Genomic DNA, 20,231 nt, shown 5'->3' on the forward strand with positions numbered 1-20,231 from the left:
GGCGTCTCCGGCACAAGAAGGAAGCCGGAATTGTGGCACCGGCACGCCCACGCCGGGGGTTCCACTGACCCGACCCTGCGCAGGCCCACCCGGGCCCATGCTGCGACAATCGGCCCGCCATGAACCACACCCACGTCCTCACCCTCTCCTGCCAGGACCGCCCCGGCATCGTGCATGCCGTCTCCGGTTTCCTGTTCGAACACGGCGGCAACATCGAAGAAGCCGCGCAGTACAACGACCACGCGACCGGCCTGTTTTTCATGCGGGTGCAGTTCGCCTGCAGCCAGCTCACGCAGGACGACCTGCTGTTGCGCCTGAAGCTGTTCGCCGAGCCGTTCGGCATGCGCTGGAGCCTGCACCCGCTGGCCGAGCCGGTGCGCACGGTGATCTTCGTGAGCAAGGAAGGCCACTGCCTCAACGACCTGATGTTCCGCTGGAAGAGCGGGCTGCTCGCGCTGGACATTCGCGCCATCATCAGCAACCACCGCGACTTCTACCAGCTCGCTGCCAGCTACAACGTGCCGTTCCACCACATCCCGGTGACCGCTGCGACCAAAGCGCAGGCCGAGGCGAAGCAGCTCGACATCATTCGCACCGAAGGCGCCGAGCTGGTGGTGCTGGCGCGCTACATGCAGGTGTTGAGCAACGACCTGTGCCGCGAACTGGCGGGCAAGGCGATCAACATCCACCACAGCTTCCTGCCCAGCTTCAAAGGCGCCAAACCCTACTACCAGGCGCACGACCGTGGCGTGAAACTGATCGGGGCCACCGCCCACTACGTGACGGCCGACCTCGACGAGGGCCCCATCATCGAGCAGGACGTGGCCCGCGTGGACCACACCGACACGGTGGAAGACCTCACCGCCCGCGGGCGCGATACCGAGAGCCAGGTGCTGGCGCGGGCCGTGAAGTGGCACAGCGAGCACCGGGTTTTGCTGAACGGGCACAAGACGGTCGTGTTCAAGTGACCATCAGGATTCCGCCGATCCAGTGTTTGTTGACATTCGAGGCGCTGGCGCGCCTGCGCAGCGTGACCCAGACGGCGGACGAGCTCAATGTGACGCCCAGCGCGGTGAGCCACCGCATCAAGCAGCTGGAACAGATCCTGGGCACCAAGCTGTTCGGGCGGGCCGACTTCTCTCTCACCACCGAAGGCAGCGAATACCTCGCCCATGTGCGCGACGGTCTGACCACGTTGCAGAAGTTCCCCAGCAACGCGGCTGCGCCGGGTCGGCGCAAGCTGCGGGTGGCCGTCACGCCGACCTTTGCGCGTTCGGTGCTGCTGCCGCGACTCAAACAGTTCAGCGACGCCTACCCCGAGATTGACCTCACGTTGCAGGTGAGCATTCCGCTGCTGGACGTGGTGGCCGAAGACGCCGACCTCACCGTGCGTTTTGGCACCGGTCGCTACGCCGATGTGGAACACGTCTGCCTGATGAAGGACGAAGTGACGCCGCTGGCTTCACCCACCTTCGTCCGCGAACACGGACCGTTCGAGAGCGTGCAGGACCTCGAAGGCGTGCCGCTGTTACGCAGCCCACTGGAGCCCTGGCGCACCTGGTTCGCCGCGCACGACCTCGATTGGCCCGAACCCAACGAAGGCTCGCAGTTCAACGACATCGGCCTGATGTGCGACGGCGCGGCCGCCGGCATGGGCGTGGCCCTGGTGCGGCTCAAACTCGCCGCGCCCTGGCTGGAGCACGGCACCCTGGTGCCGCTGTACAGCCGCCGCGTGCCCAGTCCGCACGCGCACTACCTGTGCTGGCGCACCGGCACCATGGACCGCTGGGAGTGCGCGGCGTTCACCGAGTGGCTCAAGAAGGCCGTGAGTTGATCACTCTATGGTCAAGCGCTGGCCTGAGGTCGGTAGTTTTTTCGGCAGCGTCAGTTGCAATACGCCGTTCTCGTACTTCGCCTTCGACGTCGCGTTGTCGATGTCCTGCGGCAACTGAAAACTGCGCGAGACCGCACCGAAATAGCGCTCGCTGCGCAGCAGCTTTTCGCCATCGGACTGACTGTCCTGCTGCTTGATTTCGGCGCGCAGCGTGACCACCGGGCCGTCAATCGTCACGTGAATGTCTTCTCGCGACACACCAGGCACCTCGGCTTCCACCGCATAGGCCTCCGGCGTTTCCTTCACGTCGATCTTGATCTGCGCGGGCACGCCCTCGCCGTGCAGGGGTTTGACGTAAAAGCCGGGGGCGACGTCCTTGAAAAAGTCGTCAAACAATTGATTGCGGGCGATCAAACGGTTCATGACAAAAGCTCCTGAATGAGGGGTTGAGCAGTCGCGCCCAAGGGCGCTTTTCGGTGCTCTTCAATTGATGCCGCCTGCCGGAAATTTCAAGAGGGCTGCAAGTTTCTTCAAACCACAGACGGGGCGTTGTCCTAAACTGACCCGGCCACCTTGCAGTCCATCCCGAGTCCGCCATGAACGCACCCGCCTCCCCCGCCCAGGCCACCCAGCTCCAGCGCGCCGCGCGCCAGGCCGAGGTGGTGCGTGCCCTGCAGGCCGTGGTACCCGCCCACGCGCTGCTCTGGCAGTCCGAAGACACCGTGCCCTACGAATGCGACGGCCTCACCGCCTACCGCGAGCGCCCGCTGGTGGTGGTGTTGCCCGAGACCGAAGACCAGGTGGCCGCGGTGCTCAAGGTCTGCCACGCGCTGGATGTGCCGGTGGTGGCGCGCGGCGCGGGCACGGGTCTCTCGGGTGGCGCCATGCCGCATGCCCTGGGCGTCACGATGTCGCTGGCCAAGTTCAACCGCATCCTGACGATCGACCCGCGCTCGCGCACGGCGGTGGTGCAGGCCGGCGTGCGCAACCTCGCCATTTCGGAGGCCGCCGCCCCGCACGGCCTGTACTACGCGCCCGATCCGAGCAGCCAGATCGCCTGCACCATCGGCGGCAACGTGGCGGAAAACTCCGGTGGCGTGCACTGCCTGAAATACGGCCTGACGGTGCACAACGTGCTGCAGGTGCGCGGTTTCACGGTGGAAGGCGAGCCCATCACCTTCGGCGGTGAAGCACTCGACGTGCCCGGTTTCGATCTGCTCTCGCTCATCATCGGCAGCGAAGGCATGCTGGCCGTGACCACCGAAGTCACCGTGAAGCTGGTGCCCAAGCCGCTGCTCGCGCGCTGCATCATGGCCAGCTTCGACGACATCCGCAAAGCCGGCGACGCGGTGGCCTCCGTCATTGCCGCCGGCATCATCCCGGCCGGGCTGGAGATGATGGACAAACCGATGACCGCTGCGGTCGAGGATTTCGTGCATGCGGGCTACGACCTGAACGCCGAGGCCATCCTGCTGTGCGAGAGCGACGGCACGCCAGAGGAAGTGGAAGAAGAGATCGGCCGCATGAGCGCAGTGCTGCGCCGCTGCGGCGCCACCGCCATTGCCGTGAGCCAGGACGAGGCCGAGCGCCTGCGCTTCTGGAGCGGGCGCAAGAACGCCTTCCCGGCCAGCGGGCGCATCAGCCCCGACTACATGTGCATGGACTCGACCATCCCGCGCAAGCGCCTGGCCGACATCCTGCTGGCAATCGCCGAGATGGAGAAAAAGTACGGCCTGCGCTGCGCCAACGTGTTCCACGCGGGTGACGGCAACCTGCACCCGCTGATCCTGTTCGATGCGAATGATGCCGACCAGTTGCACCGCTGCGAGCTCTTCGGTGCCGACATCCTGGAGACCAGCGTGGCCATGGGCGGCACGGTCACGGGTGAGCACGGTGTGGGCGTGGAGAAGCTCAACAGCATGTGCGTGCAGTTCTCGCCCGAAGAAAACGAACAGATGTTCAGCGTGAAGCGGGCTTTTGATACCAAATCGCTACTGAATCCGGGCAAGGTCATTCCCACCCTGCAACGTTGTGCTGAGTACGGAAAAATGCTGGTGCGCGGCGGGCGTCTGGCGCATCCCGATCTACCCCGGTTCTGAGGGTCAAATATCACGTTCGGCGGGATGCCCCGTGGGGTACAGTTGATCGGATGAGCGCTCTCTTCCCCCCGAAAGACAGCCGTCTTGATGCAAACCGAACCGAGGCAACGGTTTCGGCGCGGGAACGGGCGCTGTTGCTGGAGATCGAGACCCTCAAGGCGGAAAACCAGCACCTGCGCCAGAACTACGCCCAGCACATGGGCGGCAGCCTGCATGAAGACTCCTCCATTGATGTGAGTCTTCGCGCCGATCTGCCGCTGTCGCTTGAACTGGCGCTGGATGCGGACAAAGGCTCGCCCGTGGCGGCCGCGCACCTCGAATACGAGGCCCTCTTTGCCGCTCTGGGCAGCGCATTCCCCATCGGCATCTTCCGCACCGACCAGGCCGGCGTGCTGACCCATGTCGACGCCCGACTGCAGCAGATCTTTGCGCTGGGCAAACACGACTTTCCAAACTTCGGCTGGCTCGACCGCGTGCATCCCGACGATCTGCCGCGGGTGCAGGAACACTGGGTCCGCGGCATCGCCACTGGCGAGAGCCTGAGCGTGGAATTCCGGTTGATCCGGCCGGGCGACGAGGTGGTGCATGTGCTGGCGCGCAATTCACCGCTGCGCGACGAGCACGGCAACGTGACCAGCCAGTTGGGCTTCATTCAGGACATCACGCCCATGCGTGTGCTCGAAGCCGAAGCCCGCATCAAGGACGAGCTGAACCGCCAGATCATTGCCAGCAGCCCCGATTGCACCAAGGTGCTCGACCTCGATGGACGGGTGGTGCAGATGACGGCGCAAGGTTGTCGCCTCCTGGAAGTGGACGATTTCGAGGAAGTGCGCATGGGCGCATGGGCCGACTGGTGGCCCGATGATGGCGTGCTGCTGGCGCTGGAAGCCATCGAATCGGCCCGCAGCGGCGAGAGTTCAAGGTTCGTGGCCTACGGCCCCACTTTCAAAGGCACGCCCAAGTGGTGGGACACCGTGGTCACGCCGATCTGCGACGCCCATGGCCAGGCGGTGATGCTGCTGGCGGTCTCGCGCGACATCACCGAACAGCACCTGCAGCACGAGAGCATCCAGCGCTTCAATGCCGAGCTGGAGAGTGCCGTGCAACAGCGCACCGAAGAGCTGGCCGTGGCCAAGGACCGGATTCACTCCGCCTTGCGAGAGGCCCAGATCGCCTACAACCAGGCGCCCTGTGGCTACCACTCGGTTGACGCCAGCGGTCTGTACGTGCTGATCAACCAGACCGAGCTCAACTGGCTGGGTTATGAAGACCGCAACGAGGTGGTGGGCAAGAAGCACTTTCGGGACCACGTGCAACCAGCGTACCTCGACGATGTGCTGGAGCGCCTGCAACGCCTGCTGCGCGGCGAGACACTGGAAGCCGCCGAGATCGGCATGCTGCGGCGCGACGGCACGGGCTTCATCGGCCTGCTCAACACCACTGCGGTGCACGATGCGCAGGGACGCTTCCTGCGCACGAACAACACGCTGGTGGACATCACCGAGCGCAAGGCGGCCGAAGTGGCTCTGGCAGCGCAGCGCAATTTCCTGCAGACCGTGGCCAGCAGCGTGCCCGTGCAGCTCGCGTTCTTTGATCGTGACCTGATCTGTCGCTTTGCCAACGCCAGCTACGCGCGCTGGCTCGATGGTTCACCCGAGAAGCTGGCGGGGCTGCACCTGAGCCGCATTGCACGAAGCCAGGACTTTGAAGCAGCACGCCCGCGCCTGGACAGCGCGCTCGCCGGTGTGGCACAGCGTTTCGAAGGCGAGCGCGTATTCCCGGACGGCACGGTGTTTTACGCCAGCATCGACTACACCCCCTACTGGCACGACGGCAAAGTGGCCGGCCTGTTCATCCAGATGCTCGACATCACCGAGCGCAAGGCGTCCGAAGACCTGGTCAACCAGACCAACCGCCAGCTCAATCAGGCCCTGAGCCAGGCACAGGCGCTCTACAACCAGGCGCCCTGTGGCTACCACTCGCTCGACACCCGCGGTGTCTTCGTGTCGGTCAACGACACCGAGCTGGGCTGGCTGGGCTACCGCCGCGACGAGGTGGTGGGCAAGATGGTCTTTCGCGAGGTGCTCTCGGCCGCCGACCTGCCGCTGTTCGAGTCCCGCATGCGCAAGATTCTCAAGGACGATGCGCTGGAAGGGGTCGAATACCAGATGCGCCGACGCGATGGCAGCACCTTCTACGCGCTGCTGTCCTCGTCGGCGGTGCGCGACGAGGACGGGCGCTTCCTGCGCAGCAACACCACCGTGGTCGACATCACCCACCGCAAGGCGGCCGAAATGTCCCTGCGCGACAACCAGCGCTTCCTGCAGACCATCACCGACCATGTGCCAGGCCTGATTGCCTACCTGGACGCCGGGCTTCGCTTCCGCTTTGCCAACGCCGAACACCTGCGGGTCTACGGCATGAACCCGGTGGACATCCTGGGCCAGCACATCAGCCAGTGCGTGCGCCCCGATATCTGGGCCGACATCAAACCCCGCATGGAGGCCACGCTGGCTGGCCAGGAGCAGAATTTCACCACCTGGCGCCCCACGGTTGATGGCAAACACATCTTCGTGAGCTCGCGCTACCTGCCCGATGTGCAGGACGGCAAGGTGAGGGGCCTGTTCGTCCAGATGATCGACATCACCGAGAGCAAGCTCATCGAAGAGCGGGTGAGCAACCTCAATGAAGAGCTCGAGCAGCGCATCCGCGAGCGATCGGCGGAACTGCTGGAGGCCGAGCAACGCTTCCGCCTGATGGTGGACAACCTGCGCGACTACTGCATCTTCTTCATGGACGCCGACGGGCTCATCACCGACTGGACCGACAGCGCCCAGCGCATGGACGGCTACTCGCCCACCCAGATGCTGGGCCGGCACTACGGTGTGCTGTTCGACCCCGCCAACCCCGAGCACGGACGGGTCCGCGCCGACCAGATGCTGCGCCTGGCCGCCTCGCGGGGTCAGCACGAGCTGCACAACTGGCACACGCGCAAGGACGGCACGCAGTACTGGTCGCACTCGGTGCTGATTGCCCTGCGAGACGACAGCGGAGAGCTGCGCGGCTTCGCCAAGATCAACCGCGACATGACCGACGCCAAGCGGCTCGACGATCTGATGCGCAACATCAACGACGAGCTGGAGAACCGCGTGGTCGAGCGCACCGAGCAATTGCTCTCGGCCAACAAGGACCTGGAATCCTTCTCGTATTCGGTGTCGCACGACCTGCGCTCGCCGCTGCGCCACATCTCCAGCTTCGTGAGCCTGCTTGAAGAACACATGGGCGGCCAGTGCGACGAGGTGAGCGCGCGCTACCTGAACACCATTGGCAACTCAGCCCGCCACATGAGCCAGCTCATCGACGGCCTGCTGGCGTTCTCGCGCCTGGGCCGCGCGGCGGTCAACGTGACGCCGGTGGACTTCCAGCTGCTGGTCGAAGCAGTGGTGGCCCAGATCGGGCACGACACCGAAGGCCGCATCGTCGACTGGGTGGTCGCCCCCGACCTGCCGGTGGTGCAGGGCGACGCCTTGTTGCTGCGCGAAGTCTGGGCCAACCTGTTGGGCAACGCCTACAAATACAGCCGGCCACGTGAACGAACGCGCATCGAGGTGGGCTGGAGCGTCGACCCGGTGGTGGGCTACACCTTCTTTGTCCGTGACAATGGCGTAGGTTTCGACACAAAATACGCGCAGAAGCTGTTTGGCGTGTTCCAGCGATTGCACCGCGCCTCGGAGTTTGAAGGCACAGGCATCGGACTGGCGCTCACACGGCGCATCATCGAGCGGCACAGCGGCAGCATCTGGGCCGAAAGCGAGCTTGGTATCGGCAGCGTTTTTTACTTCTCCCTACCTTTTGAGGGCCCTGGTTTTTCGGACTCCATCCTGGACTCGATGCCCGCCCCCCTGGAATCATGAGCAAAAACGCCGACGCAATCCTTCTGGTCGAAGACAACCCCGACGATGCCGAGCTGACCAAGCTGGCTCTGTCGCGCCATGGCCTGGACGGGAGGGTCACCCACGTCTCCGACGGCATGCAGGCGCTGGACTACCTGTACCGGCGCAACGGCTTCACCAACCGCTCCGGCAGCAACCCCGTTCTTGTGCTGCTCGACCTCAAGATGCCTTTGCTCGACGGCATCGGCGTGCTCAAGGAAATCAAGGGCAGCGACCTGTTGCACAACATTCCGGTGGTGGTGCTCACCTCATCCACCGAGCCAAGCGATCTGCTGCGCGCCTACGACGCCGGCACCAACGCCTACATCGCCAAGCCGACCGAGTTTTCCCAGTTCCTCAGTGCCATGAAGCACGTGTGCGAGTTCTGGATCAACATCAACCAGACCGCGCCACAAACCGTCAACGCAACGGTGCGCAACACCGGCTTCGGCGACCTCATCTGAACCTGTTCACCAGGCATCGATGAACCGGCGGGCTGTGGGCTCGCCAAGCTTCGCGCCGGCCAGCCCACGCACCAGCCACTGGCGGGTTTGCGCCGGATCGATCACCGCATCGATCTCCAGCGTGGTGGCCATCTGCTCGGCCGATCCCTTGGCGTACTGCTCGGCCACCAGGCGCTCGTACAGCGCGTCGCGCTCGGCGCCTTCAGCCGCGGCCTGCAACTCCTTGCGATAACCCAATCGCACGGCGCCTTCCAGCCCCATGGCGCCAAACTCACCCGTGGGCCAGGCCACGGTGAACACCGGCGCGTGAAACCCGCCGGCCGTCATGCCCATGGCGCCCAGGCCGTAGCCTTTGCGCAGCACCACGCTGAAAAAGGGCACGCGCAACTGGGCCGCCACCACGAACAGCCGGCTCACGTGTCGCACCTGCGCTCGCGCTTCCATGGCCGGACCCACCATGAAGCCTGGCGTGTCGACCAGACTCACGATGGGCAGGCCGTGCGCGTTGCACAGCTGCATGAAGCGCGCGGCCTTGTCGGCCGCGTCCACGTCGATGGCGCCGCCCAGGTGCAGCGGGTTGTTGGCCATCAGACCCACGGCACGGCCCTCGATGCGCGCCAGCGCCGTGTGGATGCCCGCACCAAACCCGGTGCGCAGCGGCAGCAGGCTGCCCTCGTCGACCAGCCCCTGCATCACGGTCCGGGTATCGTAGGCCCGCAGGCGGTTCTCGGGCACGGCGTCGCGCAAGGAGAGCGCGTCAGGCGCGGTCCAGCCGGGCGCGTTCCCCTGGAAGAAGGACAGGCAGTGCCGCGCCGCCGCCACCGCCTGCGCTTCGTCGTCCACCAGCACATCGATCACGCCGTTGGCGTGCTGGATGTCGCCGGGACCGATTTCCTCGGGCCGGAAACTGCCCAACCCACCACCCTCCACCATCGCCGGACCGCCCATGCCGATGTTGCTGGCCCGCGTGGCAATGATCACGTCGCTGCAGCCGAGCAGCGCGGCATTGCCCGCAAAGCACCGTCCCGCTGCGATGCCGATCACCGGTACCTGGCCGGACAAGCGGGCAAAGGCGGCAAACGTGCCCACATGCAGACCCGCCACGATGGGCATGTCGGTGTCACCGGGCCGCCCACCCCCACCCTCGGCAAACAGCACCACCGGCAATTTCTGGCTCAGCGCGATGCCCAACAGGCGATCGGTCTTCTGGTGGTTGCGCATGCCCTGGGTGCCGGCCAGCACGGTGGCGTCATAGGCCATGACGACGGTGCGCGATCGCTCAGGGCCACAGGCCGCCCCATTGACCGATCCGATGCCGGTCACCATGCCATCGGCTGGTGTGTTGGCCACCAGGTCCTCCTGGCTGCGCCGGGCACGCTGCGCGGCCACCGCCAGGGCACCGTACTCGATGAAGCTGCCCTCGTCGCACAGATCGGCCAGGTTTTCGCGCGCGGTTCGCAGGCCCAGGGCATGCCTGCGCGCCACGGCATCCAACCGCGCGGCATCTTGCGTGAGCGCATCGCGGTCCAGCATCGCCTGCAGGTCGGGGCGCACTTGGCCTGGCGCATTCGGGCGGGCCGACGCCTCGGTCACCACGGCAGGGCTGGATGTCAGCGGTTCGGAGCGCAGCAACACATCGTTCGTCTGCACCGACTCTTCGGCCTCGAACAACAACTCCAGCACCCGGGCGTCCGACTCGGCACGCAGTTCGTGCTCCATCTTCATGGCTTCCAGCACCACCAGCACGTCGCCGCGCCGCACGGAGTCGCCCGGTGCCACAAGCCACTGAACGATCCGTGCCTGCAAAGGAGAGCGCAAAAAATTCATGGCGGGATTCTGCGCTTCGTGACCGCCGACAACGGTCGATGACGCGACACTCACCACCATGCAAACAGGCCCTGAAAAGGGCCTGCGACGGGGTAACAGCAGCCAGGAATCAATAAATGTCGGAATCAGCCCACTGGGAAGACGGACCGAAGTCGTTGGCCGTGACGGGTGTGTTGAGGTTGAGGACAAACACCACCTCGCCACCAAAACGACCCACGCCCAGGCTCTTCATGAGCTGCTGCTCCTGCTCGGGGCGCTCCATGCGCAAGAAGCAGATGGCTTGTTTGGTTCCTTCGTGCATGGCGGTCAGGATGTCCAGGCGCGTGATGCGACCGAATTCGCTGCACAGCTGGTGCAGCGCCGATTTCAAGCTCGGCACATCGCTGTGCTGTCTGAGTTCTGCAAGTGTGCTCACAATCGACTCCCAAGTTCGTTTCTGTCGTTTGCGTTTTTAGTCTGAGCCAGGGCCCCAGGCGCTGGCGAGCGTGAATGTTAGCCCAGATGCCAGGAAAACTAACAGTTTTGTTACAACTTGACTTGGCAGCACCGCCTGCTGTGCGCTAGATCACATTCCACCTGTGATCAGAGCACCAGTCTGTGCAAACGCGATGACAACACTTCTGTATTCTCGAACCACCCCATCACCGGAAGTTCCTCATGCGACCCGCTTCCCCAGCACCCACCGCCACCGTCCTCAACGCCGCAGAAACGATGCCAGAGGGTGACTCGGGGGAGTTCGCGCAGAGGGGGGGATTTGATCGGCTGGCCAGCTGGGCGGCCCGCACTGCGGGCGTCAGCGCCTCGGTGTTCTTCGACACGGCGCAGTGGCCGCCTCGGGTGTTGGGGTCCCATGGACTGGCACCGTCGACCCTCGCTGACGCACCCCAGGCAGTTGCCGCGCTGTTCGCTGACGGCACCCGGGAGTGCCGCTTGACGGACCCGCTCAACGATCCGGCCGGGACACACCTGCAGGCCTGGGCTGCCTTGGCGTCTCCGAACAACCTTCTCTGGTGGCCACTGTCGGCGGCCGGTGGACGAACCGCGTCGGCCGTGTTGCTCCTGAATGAGGATCCCGATCGCCCCTGCGACACCAGCGCCCCGGCCATGCAGGAACTCGCCGCTCACGCCATGGACACGGTGGCGCTGGCGCACCGGTGCGAGCAGAGCGAGCTGCGCAATGTGCAGATATTGCGTGAAAGCGAGAGCCGCCTGAACCTCACGGAGCACACCGCTGGCGCGGGCAGCTGGTCGATGCAGGTGGCCAGCGGCGAGCTGGTGCACTCCGACGAGTTCGCCAGCATCCTGGGCTTGGCGGATCACCGCCAGGTCACCTCGCTCGACACCATGGTGCAGCGCTACAACCCGGAGTGGCGCAGCGGGATTCGTCAACGGCTGGAGCGCTGCGCGAGAAGCGGCGAAGGCTTCGACGAAGAAATCCAGATCATGGTGGACGGCGGCGTGTCGAAGTGGGTCCGCACCGTCAGCTCGGCCGTGCGTGGCGTCGGCGGCGAGATCGTTCGCATCCAGGGAGCGATCCAGGACATCTCGGCGCAGAAGCAGGCGCAACAGGACACGCTGCGCCTGGCGATGCGCCTGACGACCACGCTGGCCAGCATCACGGAGGCCTTTGTGACGCTGGACCGCCAGTGCTGCTTCACCTATTTGAACCAGGAGAGCGAGCGCCTCCTGCAGAAAACCACCGCCGACCTGCTTGGCCAGGAAGTCTGGCACGACTTCAGTGGGGGTCTGGCCGAGCGGCTCAAGGACAAGCTCACCCGCTCGCTCAACACCAACCGCCGTGTGGAGCTGGAGGACTTTTTCCCCACACTGGGCAAATGGATGGAGGTGCGGGCGTATCCGTTTGCGGAGGGTCTGGCGGTGTATTTCCGCGATGTGACCGAACGCCGGCGCTCGCAAGAGCAACTGATGCTGCTGGAGACCAGCGTGTCCCGGCTCAACGACATCGTGGCGATCGCAGAAACCGGTGCGGGCAGCCAGGAGCCGCGCATCGTCTTCGTCAACGACGCGTTCGAGCAGCAAACGGGGTACACGCGCGCTGAAGTCATCGGGCAGACGCCACGCATCCTGCTGGAGCTCGATCCGGCCATGACCCAACTGAACACCCTGGTCGCCAGTCTCCAGGACAACCAGCAGGCCCGCACCGAGCTGATGGTGCGGCGCAAGAACGGCGCGCTCTTCTGGGTCGAGCTGGAGGTGGTGACGGTGCAGGCCACGGCCGAAGAAGTGACGCACTGGGTGGCCGTGGGCCGCGACATCACGCAGCGCAAAACAGCCGAGGACATGATCCGCCACCTGGCCTTCTACGACGCACTGACCGACCTGCCCAACCGCCAGCTGCTGTTGGACCGCTTGCAGCAGGCGCTGGCGGCCAGCGCGCGCACTGGTCAATTTGGCGCGCTCATGTTCATTGACCTGGACAACTTCAAGATACTCAACGACACGCTGGGCCACCACATGGGCGACCAGTTGCTGCAGAAAGTGGCCTCGCGCCTGACACAGAGCGTGCGCAAGAGCGACATGGTCGCGCGCCTGGGCGGTGACGAGTTCGTGGTGATGGTCGACGACCTGAGCACCGATCCCGAGGCGGCGGCCTACAAGGCGCGCGCCCTGGGCGAGAAAGTCCTCAAAACCCTGCGTGAACCATTCCAGCTCAACGGCCACCAGCACTTCGCCACACCCAGTATCGGCGTGACCTCGTTCAACGGCGACCAGAACGATGTCGGCGAGCTGCTCAAGCAAGCGGATCTGGCCATGTACCAGGCCAAGTCGATGGGGCGCAACACGCTGTGCTTCTTTGATCCGGACATGCAGGCCACCGTCAGTGTCAATGCCGCGGTGAGCTCCGATCTGCGGATCGGTCTGCGCGAAGAGCAGTTCATCCTGCACTACCAGCCGCAGGTGGATCGGGTGGGTGTCGTCACCGGCGTGGAGGCGCTGGTGCGCTGGAACCACCCCACACGCGGTCTGACCTGGCCAGCGGAGTTCATCCCGGTGGCCGAAGACACGGGCCTGATCCTGCCGCTGGGTCAGTGGGTGCTGGAAACCGCCTGCGAGCAGCTCGCCATCTGGGCGCACCGCCCGCAGACCGCCAGCCTGAGCATCGCCGTCAACGTGAGCGTGCGCCAGTTCCGCCACCCCGATTTCGTGGACATGGTGATGGCCGCGATCACGCGCACCGGCATCCGGCCGCACCGCCTCAAGCTCGAACTCACCGAGAGTCTGCTGGCCGATCGCATGGAGATCACCATCGACAAGATGGGCATGCTCAAGGCGCTGGGCGTGACGCTCTCGCTTGACGATTTCGGCGTGGGCTACTCGTCGCTCTCGGTGCTCAAGCGCCTGCCGCTGGACCAGCTCAAGATCGACAAGGGCTTCGTGGCAGACGTGCTGACCGACCCCAACGACGCCGCGATTTCGCGCGCCATCATCGCGCTGGCGCAGAGCCTGAGCCTGCAGGTGGTGGCCGAGGGCGTTGAAACGCAGGAGCAGCGCGACTTCCTGGCCTACCAGGGTTGCGACCAGTTCCAGGGCCACCTGTTCTCCAGACCGCTACCCATCGAAGAGCTGGACGCGATGCTGGAGAACCCGACCTCGGGCATGGTCGTGATGAGCTGATGCCTCAGCCTGTGAACAGCGCCACGTTCCCACCAGCAGCGGTGGTGTTGATGGTCAGGGTCTGCTCGGCGCAGAAGCGCAGCAGGTAGTTGGGGCCGCCCGCCTTCGGGCCGGTGCCGCTGAGGCCTTCGCCACCGAAGGGCTGCACACCGACGACCGCTCCGATCATGTTGCGGTTCACGTAGACATTGCCCACGCGCGCCGCTCCAGCCAGCGCCAGTGCGCGACTGTCGATGCGTGTCTGGATGCCCAGCGTGAGGCCGTAACCCAGCGCATTGATCTGCTGCATCACGGCCATCGGGTCGCCGCTCCAGCGCACGACCTGCAGCACCGGGCCGAAGATCTCCTGCGTCACCTCGGCAATCGAAGCCACCTCGAACATCTGCGGTGCGATCACGTGCGCCAGCGCAGGCACGGCACGGCGGCTGCCCAGCAGGGGCCTGGCGTCGGTGTGCAGACGCTGGACGTGGCGGGTGATGCCCTCGAAGGCTTCGGCGTCGATCACGGGTCCCAGGTCGGTGGTGAGTGCGGACGGGTCACCCGCCACCAGCTCCTTGGCGGCACCTTCAATCATCTCGATCACACCGTCGGCGATGGCCTCGTGCACGCACAGCAGACGCAGCGCCGAGCAGCGCTGGCCCGCGCTGCGGAAGGCACTCTGCACCACCGCGTCGGCCACCTGCTCGGGCAGCGCCGTGCTGTCCACCAGCATCGCGTTGATGCCGCCCGTCTCGGCGATCAGCGGAATGATCGGGCCGTCCTTGGCGGCCAGCGCGCGCTGGATGATCTTCGCCACCTGGGTGGAGCCGGTGAACACCACACCGGCGATGCCGGGTTGTGCCACGAGCGATGCGCCCACGGTCTCGCCCGGGCCATGCAGCAGTTGCAATGCGCCAGCGGGCACGCCGGCGGCGTGCAGCAGCTTCACCGCTTCGAGCGCGATGGCAGGCGTCTGCTCGGCCGGCTTGGCCAGCACGGTGTTGCCGGTGGCCAGGGCGGCCGCCACCTGGCCCGCGAAGATGGCCAACGGGAAATTCCAGGGGCTGATGCAGACCCACGCGCCGCGGCCCTCCATGCGCAAGGTATTGCTCTCGCCGGTGGGGCCGGGCAGCGTCTGCGGCGCCATCACGCGCTCGGCATCGTTGGCGTAGTAGCGCAGGAAGTCGATGGCTTCGCGCACCTCGGACACCGCGTCATTCCAGCCCTTGTGCGCTTCCTTCACCAGCAAGGCACACAAACACGGCAGTTGCTGCTGCATGGCATCGGCCGCGCGGCGCAATGTGGCGGCGCGCTCGGACACCGGCGTGTGGTTCCAGCCAGCGAAGGCCTGCACGGCCTTGACCACGGCAGCCTGCGCTTGTGCGGCGGAGGCTTCGGGCACGGGGGGCACCACCAGCGCGGCATGCGCGGCCAGCAGTGGATCGCGGTGCGCGACCACGGCCAGGTCCAGGCCCTGGCTGTTGGGGCGCGTCGGGCCGTACAGGTCTGGAGGCAGCGGCAGCGTTGATGACATCCTCTCGGGCTTCGACTGCTCCAGCGGCGAGAGCAGCAACTCGTCCATGCCCACCGATTCGTCGGCGAGCTGGTGCACGAAGGAGGAGTTGGCGCCGTTCTCCAACAGGCGGCGCACCAGGTAGGCCAGCAGGTCGCGGTGCGCGCCCACGGGCGCATAGACGCGGCACGACACGGCCGGGTTCTTCAACACCTCGCGGTAGATGCCCTCGCCCATGCCGTGCAGGCGCTGCAGTTCGAACGGGGCACCCTGACGCGCTGCCAGTTGAAGAATGGCGGCGATGGTGCCAGCGTTGTGCGTGGCGAACTGCGGGTAGATGGCATCGGGCGCGTCCAGAAGCGCACGCGCGCAGGCCAGGTAGCTCACATCGGTGTGCGGCTTCTGTGTGAACACCGGGTAGGCCGGCAGCCCTTGCTCTTGCGCGCGCTTGATCTCGGCGTCCCAGTAGGCGCCTTTGACCAGGCGGCACATGAACTTGAGTTGGTATTGCCGCCCCAGCAACGCCACATGTTCGATAAGCTCCACCGCGCGCGTCTGATAAGACTGCAGCGCAAGACCAAAACCCTGCCACTGCGGACAATGTTGCGCCACGAGCTTGGCGAGCGCTTCGAACACCTCCAGTGACAGTTCGAGCCGGTCAACCTCCTCGGCGTCAATGGTCAGGTTCAGGTTGGCAGCGGCAGCGCCTACACACAGTTGCCACACGCGCGGCACCAGTTCACGCATCACGCGCTCGTGTTGCGCGTCTTCGTAGCGTGGGTGCAGGGCGCTGAGCTTGATGGAGATGCCGTCGTTCTGGCTCGGTGCACGCTGGGGGTCGGCCGTGCGTGCGATCGCGGCGATCGCGTTCTGGTAGCTCGCGAGATACCGCAACGCATCGGCGTCGGTGCGCGCGCCCTCGCCCAGCATGTCGAAGCTGAAGCTCAGGTTGGCCTGGCGCTTGCGCGCCGACGCCGCTTCCTTCATGCCCTCTTCGATCGTCTGCCCCAGCACGAACTGGCGACCCAGCAGTTGCACCGCGCGCAGCGTGGCGGCCACGACCGTGCGCGCGCCGAGCTTGGCCATCAGGCCGGGCTCGTTGCCCGCTTCGGGCAGGAACCTCTTCGACATGGCAATCGCCGTGGAGGACAGGCGAGCCAGCGTGGAGTCGGCGGCGCCATCGAAATCGGCACGACCCAATTGGTCGGCCGTGAGCGCGATCGCGGTCTCGGCGTCGGGCACACGCAGCAGCGCCTCGGCCAAGCGCATCAACGCCAGACCCTCGGCGCTGGAGATCGGGTATTCCTTCAGCAGGCTTTCCATGGCCCAGAACGGCGGCGGGTTCTCACGCACCGAGCGAACCCAGGGCGCGGCGTGCCTGGCCGCGGCAGCCCAATCGAGTGCGCCCTGCAGCGCGCTCAGGCGGTGGGCCAACACCCCGGCTTCTGGGCGGTAGGGGAAGGGCAGGCGGTCGGTGGTGCGCGGCATGAAAAGCTCCAGAGCAGACATTGATTTGCGAATCTGCGTATGTTCTCGCCTTCGAAGCCGAACTTTTCACTAAAAATATCGCTTCAACTGGATAATTCACGCCCATGAATCCCCATGCCGCCGAACCGGACCGCATCGACCTCAAGATCCTCAAGCTGCTGCAGGCCGACGGCCGCCTCACCAACCTCAAGCTGGCCGAGGCGGTGGCGCTCTCGCCCACCGCCGTGCTCGCGCGCACCCAGCGCCTGCAGCGCGACGGTTTCATCCTGGGTTACGAGGCGCGGCTGAACCCGCTCAAGGTCGGGCGCGGAATGATGGTGTTCGTGGAGGTGCTGCTCGACCGCACCACGCCCAACGTGTTCAACGAATTCAAGGCCGCGGTGCAGGTGCGCGACGAGATCATGGAATGCCACATGGTCGCCGGCGGCTTCGACTATTTGCTCAAGACCCGCATGGCCGACATGGCCGCCTACCGCGACTTCGCCGGCAGCGTGCTGTGGCAACTGCCCGGCGTGCGCGAGACGCGCACGTATGCGGTGATGGAAGAGGTGAAGAACAGCTCGCAGCTGCCTTTGTAAGCGGCCTCAATCGCACCGGGGTGCTGTGTCACGCAGATGGCACCATGCAGCGTCGGCGCATTTCTTCGTACTCGTTTCTTTCTGCTTCATACCTTTCGTAGCGACGAAGATCTTCTTGTCGATATCCTTCGTGGACGGCATCCCATGCCAGGATTGGAGTGACTATTCACATGTCTCTCCCTCGGGCAAGCGCGATACGGATCCACTGCGCGCCTTGTTGTACGCCAAGTAGGCGAGCAGCCGCTCCTTGGTGTTCGTCGTCAGAGCCCTGATTTCTGTCCGAACAAGCGAGCTGTTGCTGGCATCCGGGCCTGCAAACGTGCTTCCCAAACACACAATTGCGCGAAAGCTGCCTCCGGACACTCGATCTAGCGCAATTTCATTGCTTTTGTCCACCAACAACATCTGTTGGTGTGCCCGCGCCATCTGCATCGCCGCCGCCCGCTCCGCCGACACGGTGTACTTCTTCTCGATGTACCGCTCAATGTCGTCCCGCACGCCGTTCGCATTCGCATCGATCCCAGCGACGCTGCCGCCGCGATCAAGCGCGGGCAATACGCCAGTGGCTTCCAGTTGGGCAAGCTGTTCGTGCGGTGTGAGCGCAGCCGCCGAACCAGCGCTCCCGCCTCCACCGCAGCCTGTCAAGGCCAATGCAAGCACCAACGGAAATTCACACGTGCGGAATCTCTTCAGTTCATTCATGGGGCCTCCTCCCTGAGTCGATGCAATCGGAGAGCCCCTGGGTGTCGTTGCAATCAACTCCATTGAAAAACCCGAAGACCTCGCCGGTACTGCAACTTTCCCCTGCGGACCCTGAGAGGGGAAACAACAATGCGACGCATGCGATAGACCGCGAGAACGCTGCGCACGTTCGGCAGAAAGTGCTCTCAATCACAAACTGCTCCCTTCGGCATTGTTGACACCGAACCGCTCCGCGCCTTGTTGTATTCAAGATAGGCGAGCAGTCGCAACTTCGTGTTGGTGGTCATGCTTTCAAGCGATGTCGTCATTTGCGAAAGCTCTACAGAGGCAGCGGGACCAGCAAAGACCGAACTCCCACACACAATTGCGCGGGAACCAAGTTCAGAGACTGCCTCCAGCGCCGCCGCGTCTTGCTTGTTCACCAGCAACATCTGCTGAAATGCCCGGGCCATCTGCATCGCCGCCGCCCTCTCCGCAGCCACGGTGTACTTCTTCTCGATATACCGCTCGATGTCGTCCCGCACACCGTTGGCATTCGCGTCAATCCCCGCGACGCTGTCGGTGCGATCGAGCGAGGGCAGCGCACCGCTCGCTTCGAGCTGGGCAATCTGTTCCTGTGGCGTGAGCGCCGCCCCCGAACTTGCGGCTCCCCCGCCACCGCAGGCAGTCAGCGCCGACGCGAGTGCCATCGACGCGCACAGCGCGCGAAATCTCTTCAATTCATTCATGGTGTTTCTTCCCTGTGTCGATGGGCCGCCGTGTTCAGCGCTGCGCTGCCGGCGGCGAGCAGTGTAGTTTTAAAGAACTACAAAACGGACACTGGGGGGAGGTACGAAATCACTCAACCGCGTACTGGTGATCCATTGACACAGCCGTTGACAGCTGGGGCGGCCTTCGCACAATGAGTGCACCACCTCAAGGAATCCACATGTCACGCATTTCGCTGGTCTTGCTGCTGAGCAGCCTCTGCGTCACCACCGTGCACGCCCAAAGCACCAAACCCGGGTTGTGGGAAATCAACCAGAAGATGGGTGGCGGCGTCGAGATGGACCAGGCCAAGGCGCAGATGCAAAAGCAGATGGCCGGCATGTCGCCCGCAGAGAAAAAGATGATGCAGGACATGCTGGGCAAGCAAGGCATGACGATGCCCACACCCGGCGCCGGAGGCGGCATGGCCATGAAGGTCTGCATCACGCCAGAGATGGCGGCAAAGCAGGACATGCCGGTCCAGTCAGAGGGCGAATGCACCACCACCATCACCTCGCGCAGCGCCAGCACCCTCAAGATGAACTTCGTCTGCAAGAACCCGCCGTCCACGGGCGAAGGCACCTACACCTTCAGTGGCGACACCGCCTACACCATGAAGATGCTGATGAAGACCACGCAGCAGGGCAAGCCAGTGAGCACAACGCTCGACGGGCAAGGCAAGTGGCTGTCGGCCAACTGCGGGGCCGTCAAGCCGCTGAAGTGACTTTGGCTGGTCGGCTACCGAACACGGCTCGCCCCACGCGCACCATCGTCGAGCCGGCGGCCACGGCGGCCTCCAGATCGTCGCTCATGCCCATGGACAAGGTGTCGAGACCCATGCCCTGTGCGTTGAGCTGATCGAACAAAACCTTGGCGCGCAGAAAGAGGTCGCGCTGGGTCTGAAAATCCGGCGCGGGTTCGGGAATGCACATGAGTCCGCGCAACTGCAAGCGGGGCAGGCGCGCCATCGCCCGTGCCAGATCTGTCAAGGCTTCGGGTGCCACGCCCGACTTGTTCGCGCCCCCATCCACGTTGACCTGCAGGCAAACCTGAAGCGGTGGAAGCTGGGCGGGCCGTTGTTCGCTCAGGCGTTGGGCGATCTTGAGTCGATCCACCGACTGAACCCAGTCGAAGTGCTCCGCCACCGGCCTCGTTTTGTTGCTTTGCAACGGTCCGATGCAATGCCATTGCAGTGCAACATCAGGACGGAGTTGCCGCAGGGCCTCGATCTTTTCCGTGCCTTCCTGCACATAGTTCTCACCAAATGCATGCTGACCGGCGGCCAGGGCCAGACAGACGGCGTTTGAGTCGAACGTCTTGGAAACAGCGAGCAATGCAACCTCGTTCACATCCCGATCCGCCGCCTTGCAAGCCCGCGCCAAACGCTCGCGAACCTGTTGGAGATTGCCTTCAATGGTCGTCATAATCAGTC

Annotated in this window: 15 protein-coding genes; 8 read left to right on the plus strand and 7 right to left on the minus strand. The window is 64.7% G+C overall.

Annotated features, from left to right (window positions below):
* Window positions 1–119 precede the first annotated feature (119 nt).
* Window positions 120–968 carry a formyltetrahydrofolate deformylase gene (gene purU, locus ASE11_RS03680; RefSeq protein WP_056266339.1) on the plus strand — a complete coding sequence of 283 codons (849 nt, stop codon included), beginning with the start codon at window positions 120–122 and terminating at the stop codon, window positions 966–968.
* Window positions 965–1,834: a LysR substrate-binding domain-containing protein gene (locus tag ASE11_RS03685; protein ID WP_056266341.1), complete on the plus strand. Its 870-nt coding sequence runs from the start codon at window positions 965–967 to the stop codon at window positions 1,832–1,834. Before purU ends, ASE11_RS03685 begins: the two co-directional genes overlap by 4 nt.
* On the opposite strand, the gene ASE11_RS03690 is transcribed toward ASE11_RS03685, so the two are convergent.
* Window positions 1,835–2,257 (minus strand): Hsp20/alpha crystallin family protein, encoded by a 423-nt coding sequence (locus tag ASE11_RS03690; protein ID WP_056266345.1) that lies wholly within the window; start codon window positions 2,255–2,257, stop codon window positions 1,835–1,837. It lies immediately after the preceding gene.
* Window positions 2,258–2,430: 173 nt separating this feature from the next.
* Between ASE11_RS03690 and ASE11_RS03695 the strand changes: the two genes are divergently transcribed.
* Genes ASE11_RS03695 through ASE11_RS03705 form a run of 3 tightly spaced genes read left to right on the plus strand, consistent with a single transcriptional unit; the run spans window position 2,431 to window position 8,329 of the window.
* Complete coding sequence (locus ASE11_RS03695; protein WP_056266347.1) at window positions 2,431–3,933, plus strand: FAD-linked oxidase C-terminal domain-containing protein; 1,503 nt, start codon at window positions 2,431–2,433, stop codon at window positions 3,931–3,933.
* Window positions 3,934–3,983: 50 nt separating this feature from the next.
* Window positions 3,984–7,847, plus strand: coding sequence for a PAS domain-containing protein (locus tag ASE11_RS03700; protein ID WP_082585503.1), 3,864 nt, complete (start codon window positions 3,984–3,986; stop codon window positions 7,845–7,847).
* Window positions 7,844–8,329, plus strand: coding sequence for a response regulator (locus tag ASE11_RS03705; RefSeq protein WP_056266353.1), 486 nt, complete (start codon window positions 7,844–7,846; stop codon window positions 8,327–8,329). Before ASE11_RS03700 ends, ASE11_RS03705 begins: the two co-directional genes overlap by 4 nt.
* 6 nt (window positions 8,330–8,335) lie before the next feature.
* On the opposite strand, the gene ASE11_RS03710 is transcribed toward ASE11_RS03705, so the two are convergent.
* Both ASE11_RS03710 and ASE11_RS03715 read right to left on the minus strand, forming a co-directional pair.
* Window positions 8,336–10,147: a carboxyl transferase domain-containing protein gene (locus ASE11_RS03710; protein WP_414842426.1), complete on the minus strand. Its 1,812-nt coding sequence runs from the start codon at window positions 10,145–10,147 to the stop codon at window positions 8,336–8,338.
* A gap of 118 nt (window positions 10,148–10,265) precedes the next feature.
* Complete coding sequence (locus ASE11_RS03715) at window positions 10,266–10,571, minus strand: RNA recognition motif domain-containing protein (RefSeq protein WP_056266355.1); 306 nt, start codon at window positions 10,569–10,571, stop codon at window positions 10,266–10,268.
* Between the two features lie 242 nt (window positions 10,572–10,813).
* On the opposite strand from ASE11_RS03715, the gene ASE11_RS03720 reads away from it, so the two are divergent.
* Window positions 10,814–13,792 (plus strand): EAL domain-containing protein, encoded by a 2,979-nt coding sequence (locus tag ASE11_RS03720; RefSeq protein WP_056266358.1) that lies wholly within the window; start codon window positions 10,814–10,816, stop codon window positions 13,790–13,792.
* A 4-nt stretch (window positions 13,793–13,796) separates the two neighbouring features.
* On the opposite strand, the gene ASE11_RS03725 is transcribed toward ASE11_RS03720, so the two are convergent.
* Window positions 13,797–16,772 (minus strand): L-glutamate gamma-semialdehyde dehydrogenase, encoded by a 2,976-nt coding sequence (locus ASE11_RS03725; protein WP_082585504.1) that lies wholly within the window; start codon window positions 16,770–16,772, stop codon window positions 13,797–13,799.
* Window positions 16,773–16,876: 104 nt separating this feature from the next.
* Between ASE11_RS03725 and ASE11_RS03730 the strand changes: the two genes are divergently transcribed.
* On the plus strand, window positions 16,877–17,350 hold the full coding sequence (locus ASE11_RS03730; protein WP_056266365.1) for an Lrp/AsnC ligand binding domain-containing protein: 474 nt from the start codon (window positions 16,877–16,879) through the stop codon (window positions 17,348–17,350).
* A 162-nt stretch (window positions 17,351–17,512) separates the two neighbouring features.
* On the opposite strand, the gene ASE11_RS03735 is transcribed toward ASE11_RS03730, so the two are convergent.
* Entirely contained in the window at window positions 17,513–18,052 is a 540-nt protein-coding gene (locus tag ASE11_RS03735; protein ID WP_056266366.1) for a hypothetical protein, read from the minus strand.
* Between the two features lie 185 nt (window positions 18,053–18,237).
* The gene (locus ASE11_RS03740; RefSeq protein WP_156406225.1) at window positions 18,238–18,780 is read right to left on the minus strand and encodes a hypothetical protein; all 543 of its coding nucleotides are present in this window, start codon (window positions 18,778–18,780) and stop codon (window positions 18,238–18,240) included.
* Between the two features lie 200 nt (window positions 18,781–18,980).
* Between ASE11_RS03740 and ASE11_RS03745 the strand changes: the two genes are divergently transcribed.
* Complete coding sequence (locus ASE11_RS03745; RefSeq protein WP_056266371.1) at window positions 18,981–19,523, plus strand: DUF3617 domain-containing protein; 543 nt, start codon at window positions 18,981–18,983, stop codon at window positions 19,521–19,523.
* Here the strand turns inward: ASE11_RS03745 and ASE11_RS03750 are convergent.
* On the minus strand, window positions 19,507–20,223 hold the full coding sequence (locus ASE11_RS03750) for a YggS family pyridoxal phosphate-dependent enzyme (protein WP_056266374.1): 717 nt from the start codon (window positions 20,221–20,223) through the stop codon (window positions 19,507–19,509). The two genes, ASE11_RS03745 and ASE11_RS03750, sit on opposite strands and share 17 nt — an antisense overlap.
* Window positions 20,224–20,231: the final 8 nt, after the last annotated feature.

Origin of the sequence: Hydrogenophaga sp. Root209 (assembly GCF_001428625.1) — a bacterium.
Lineage (GTDB): Bacteria > Pseudomonadota > Gammaproteobacteria > Burkholderiales > Burkholderiaceae_C > Hydrogenophaga.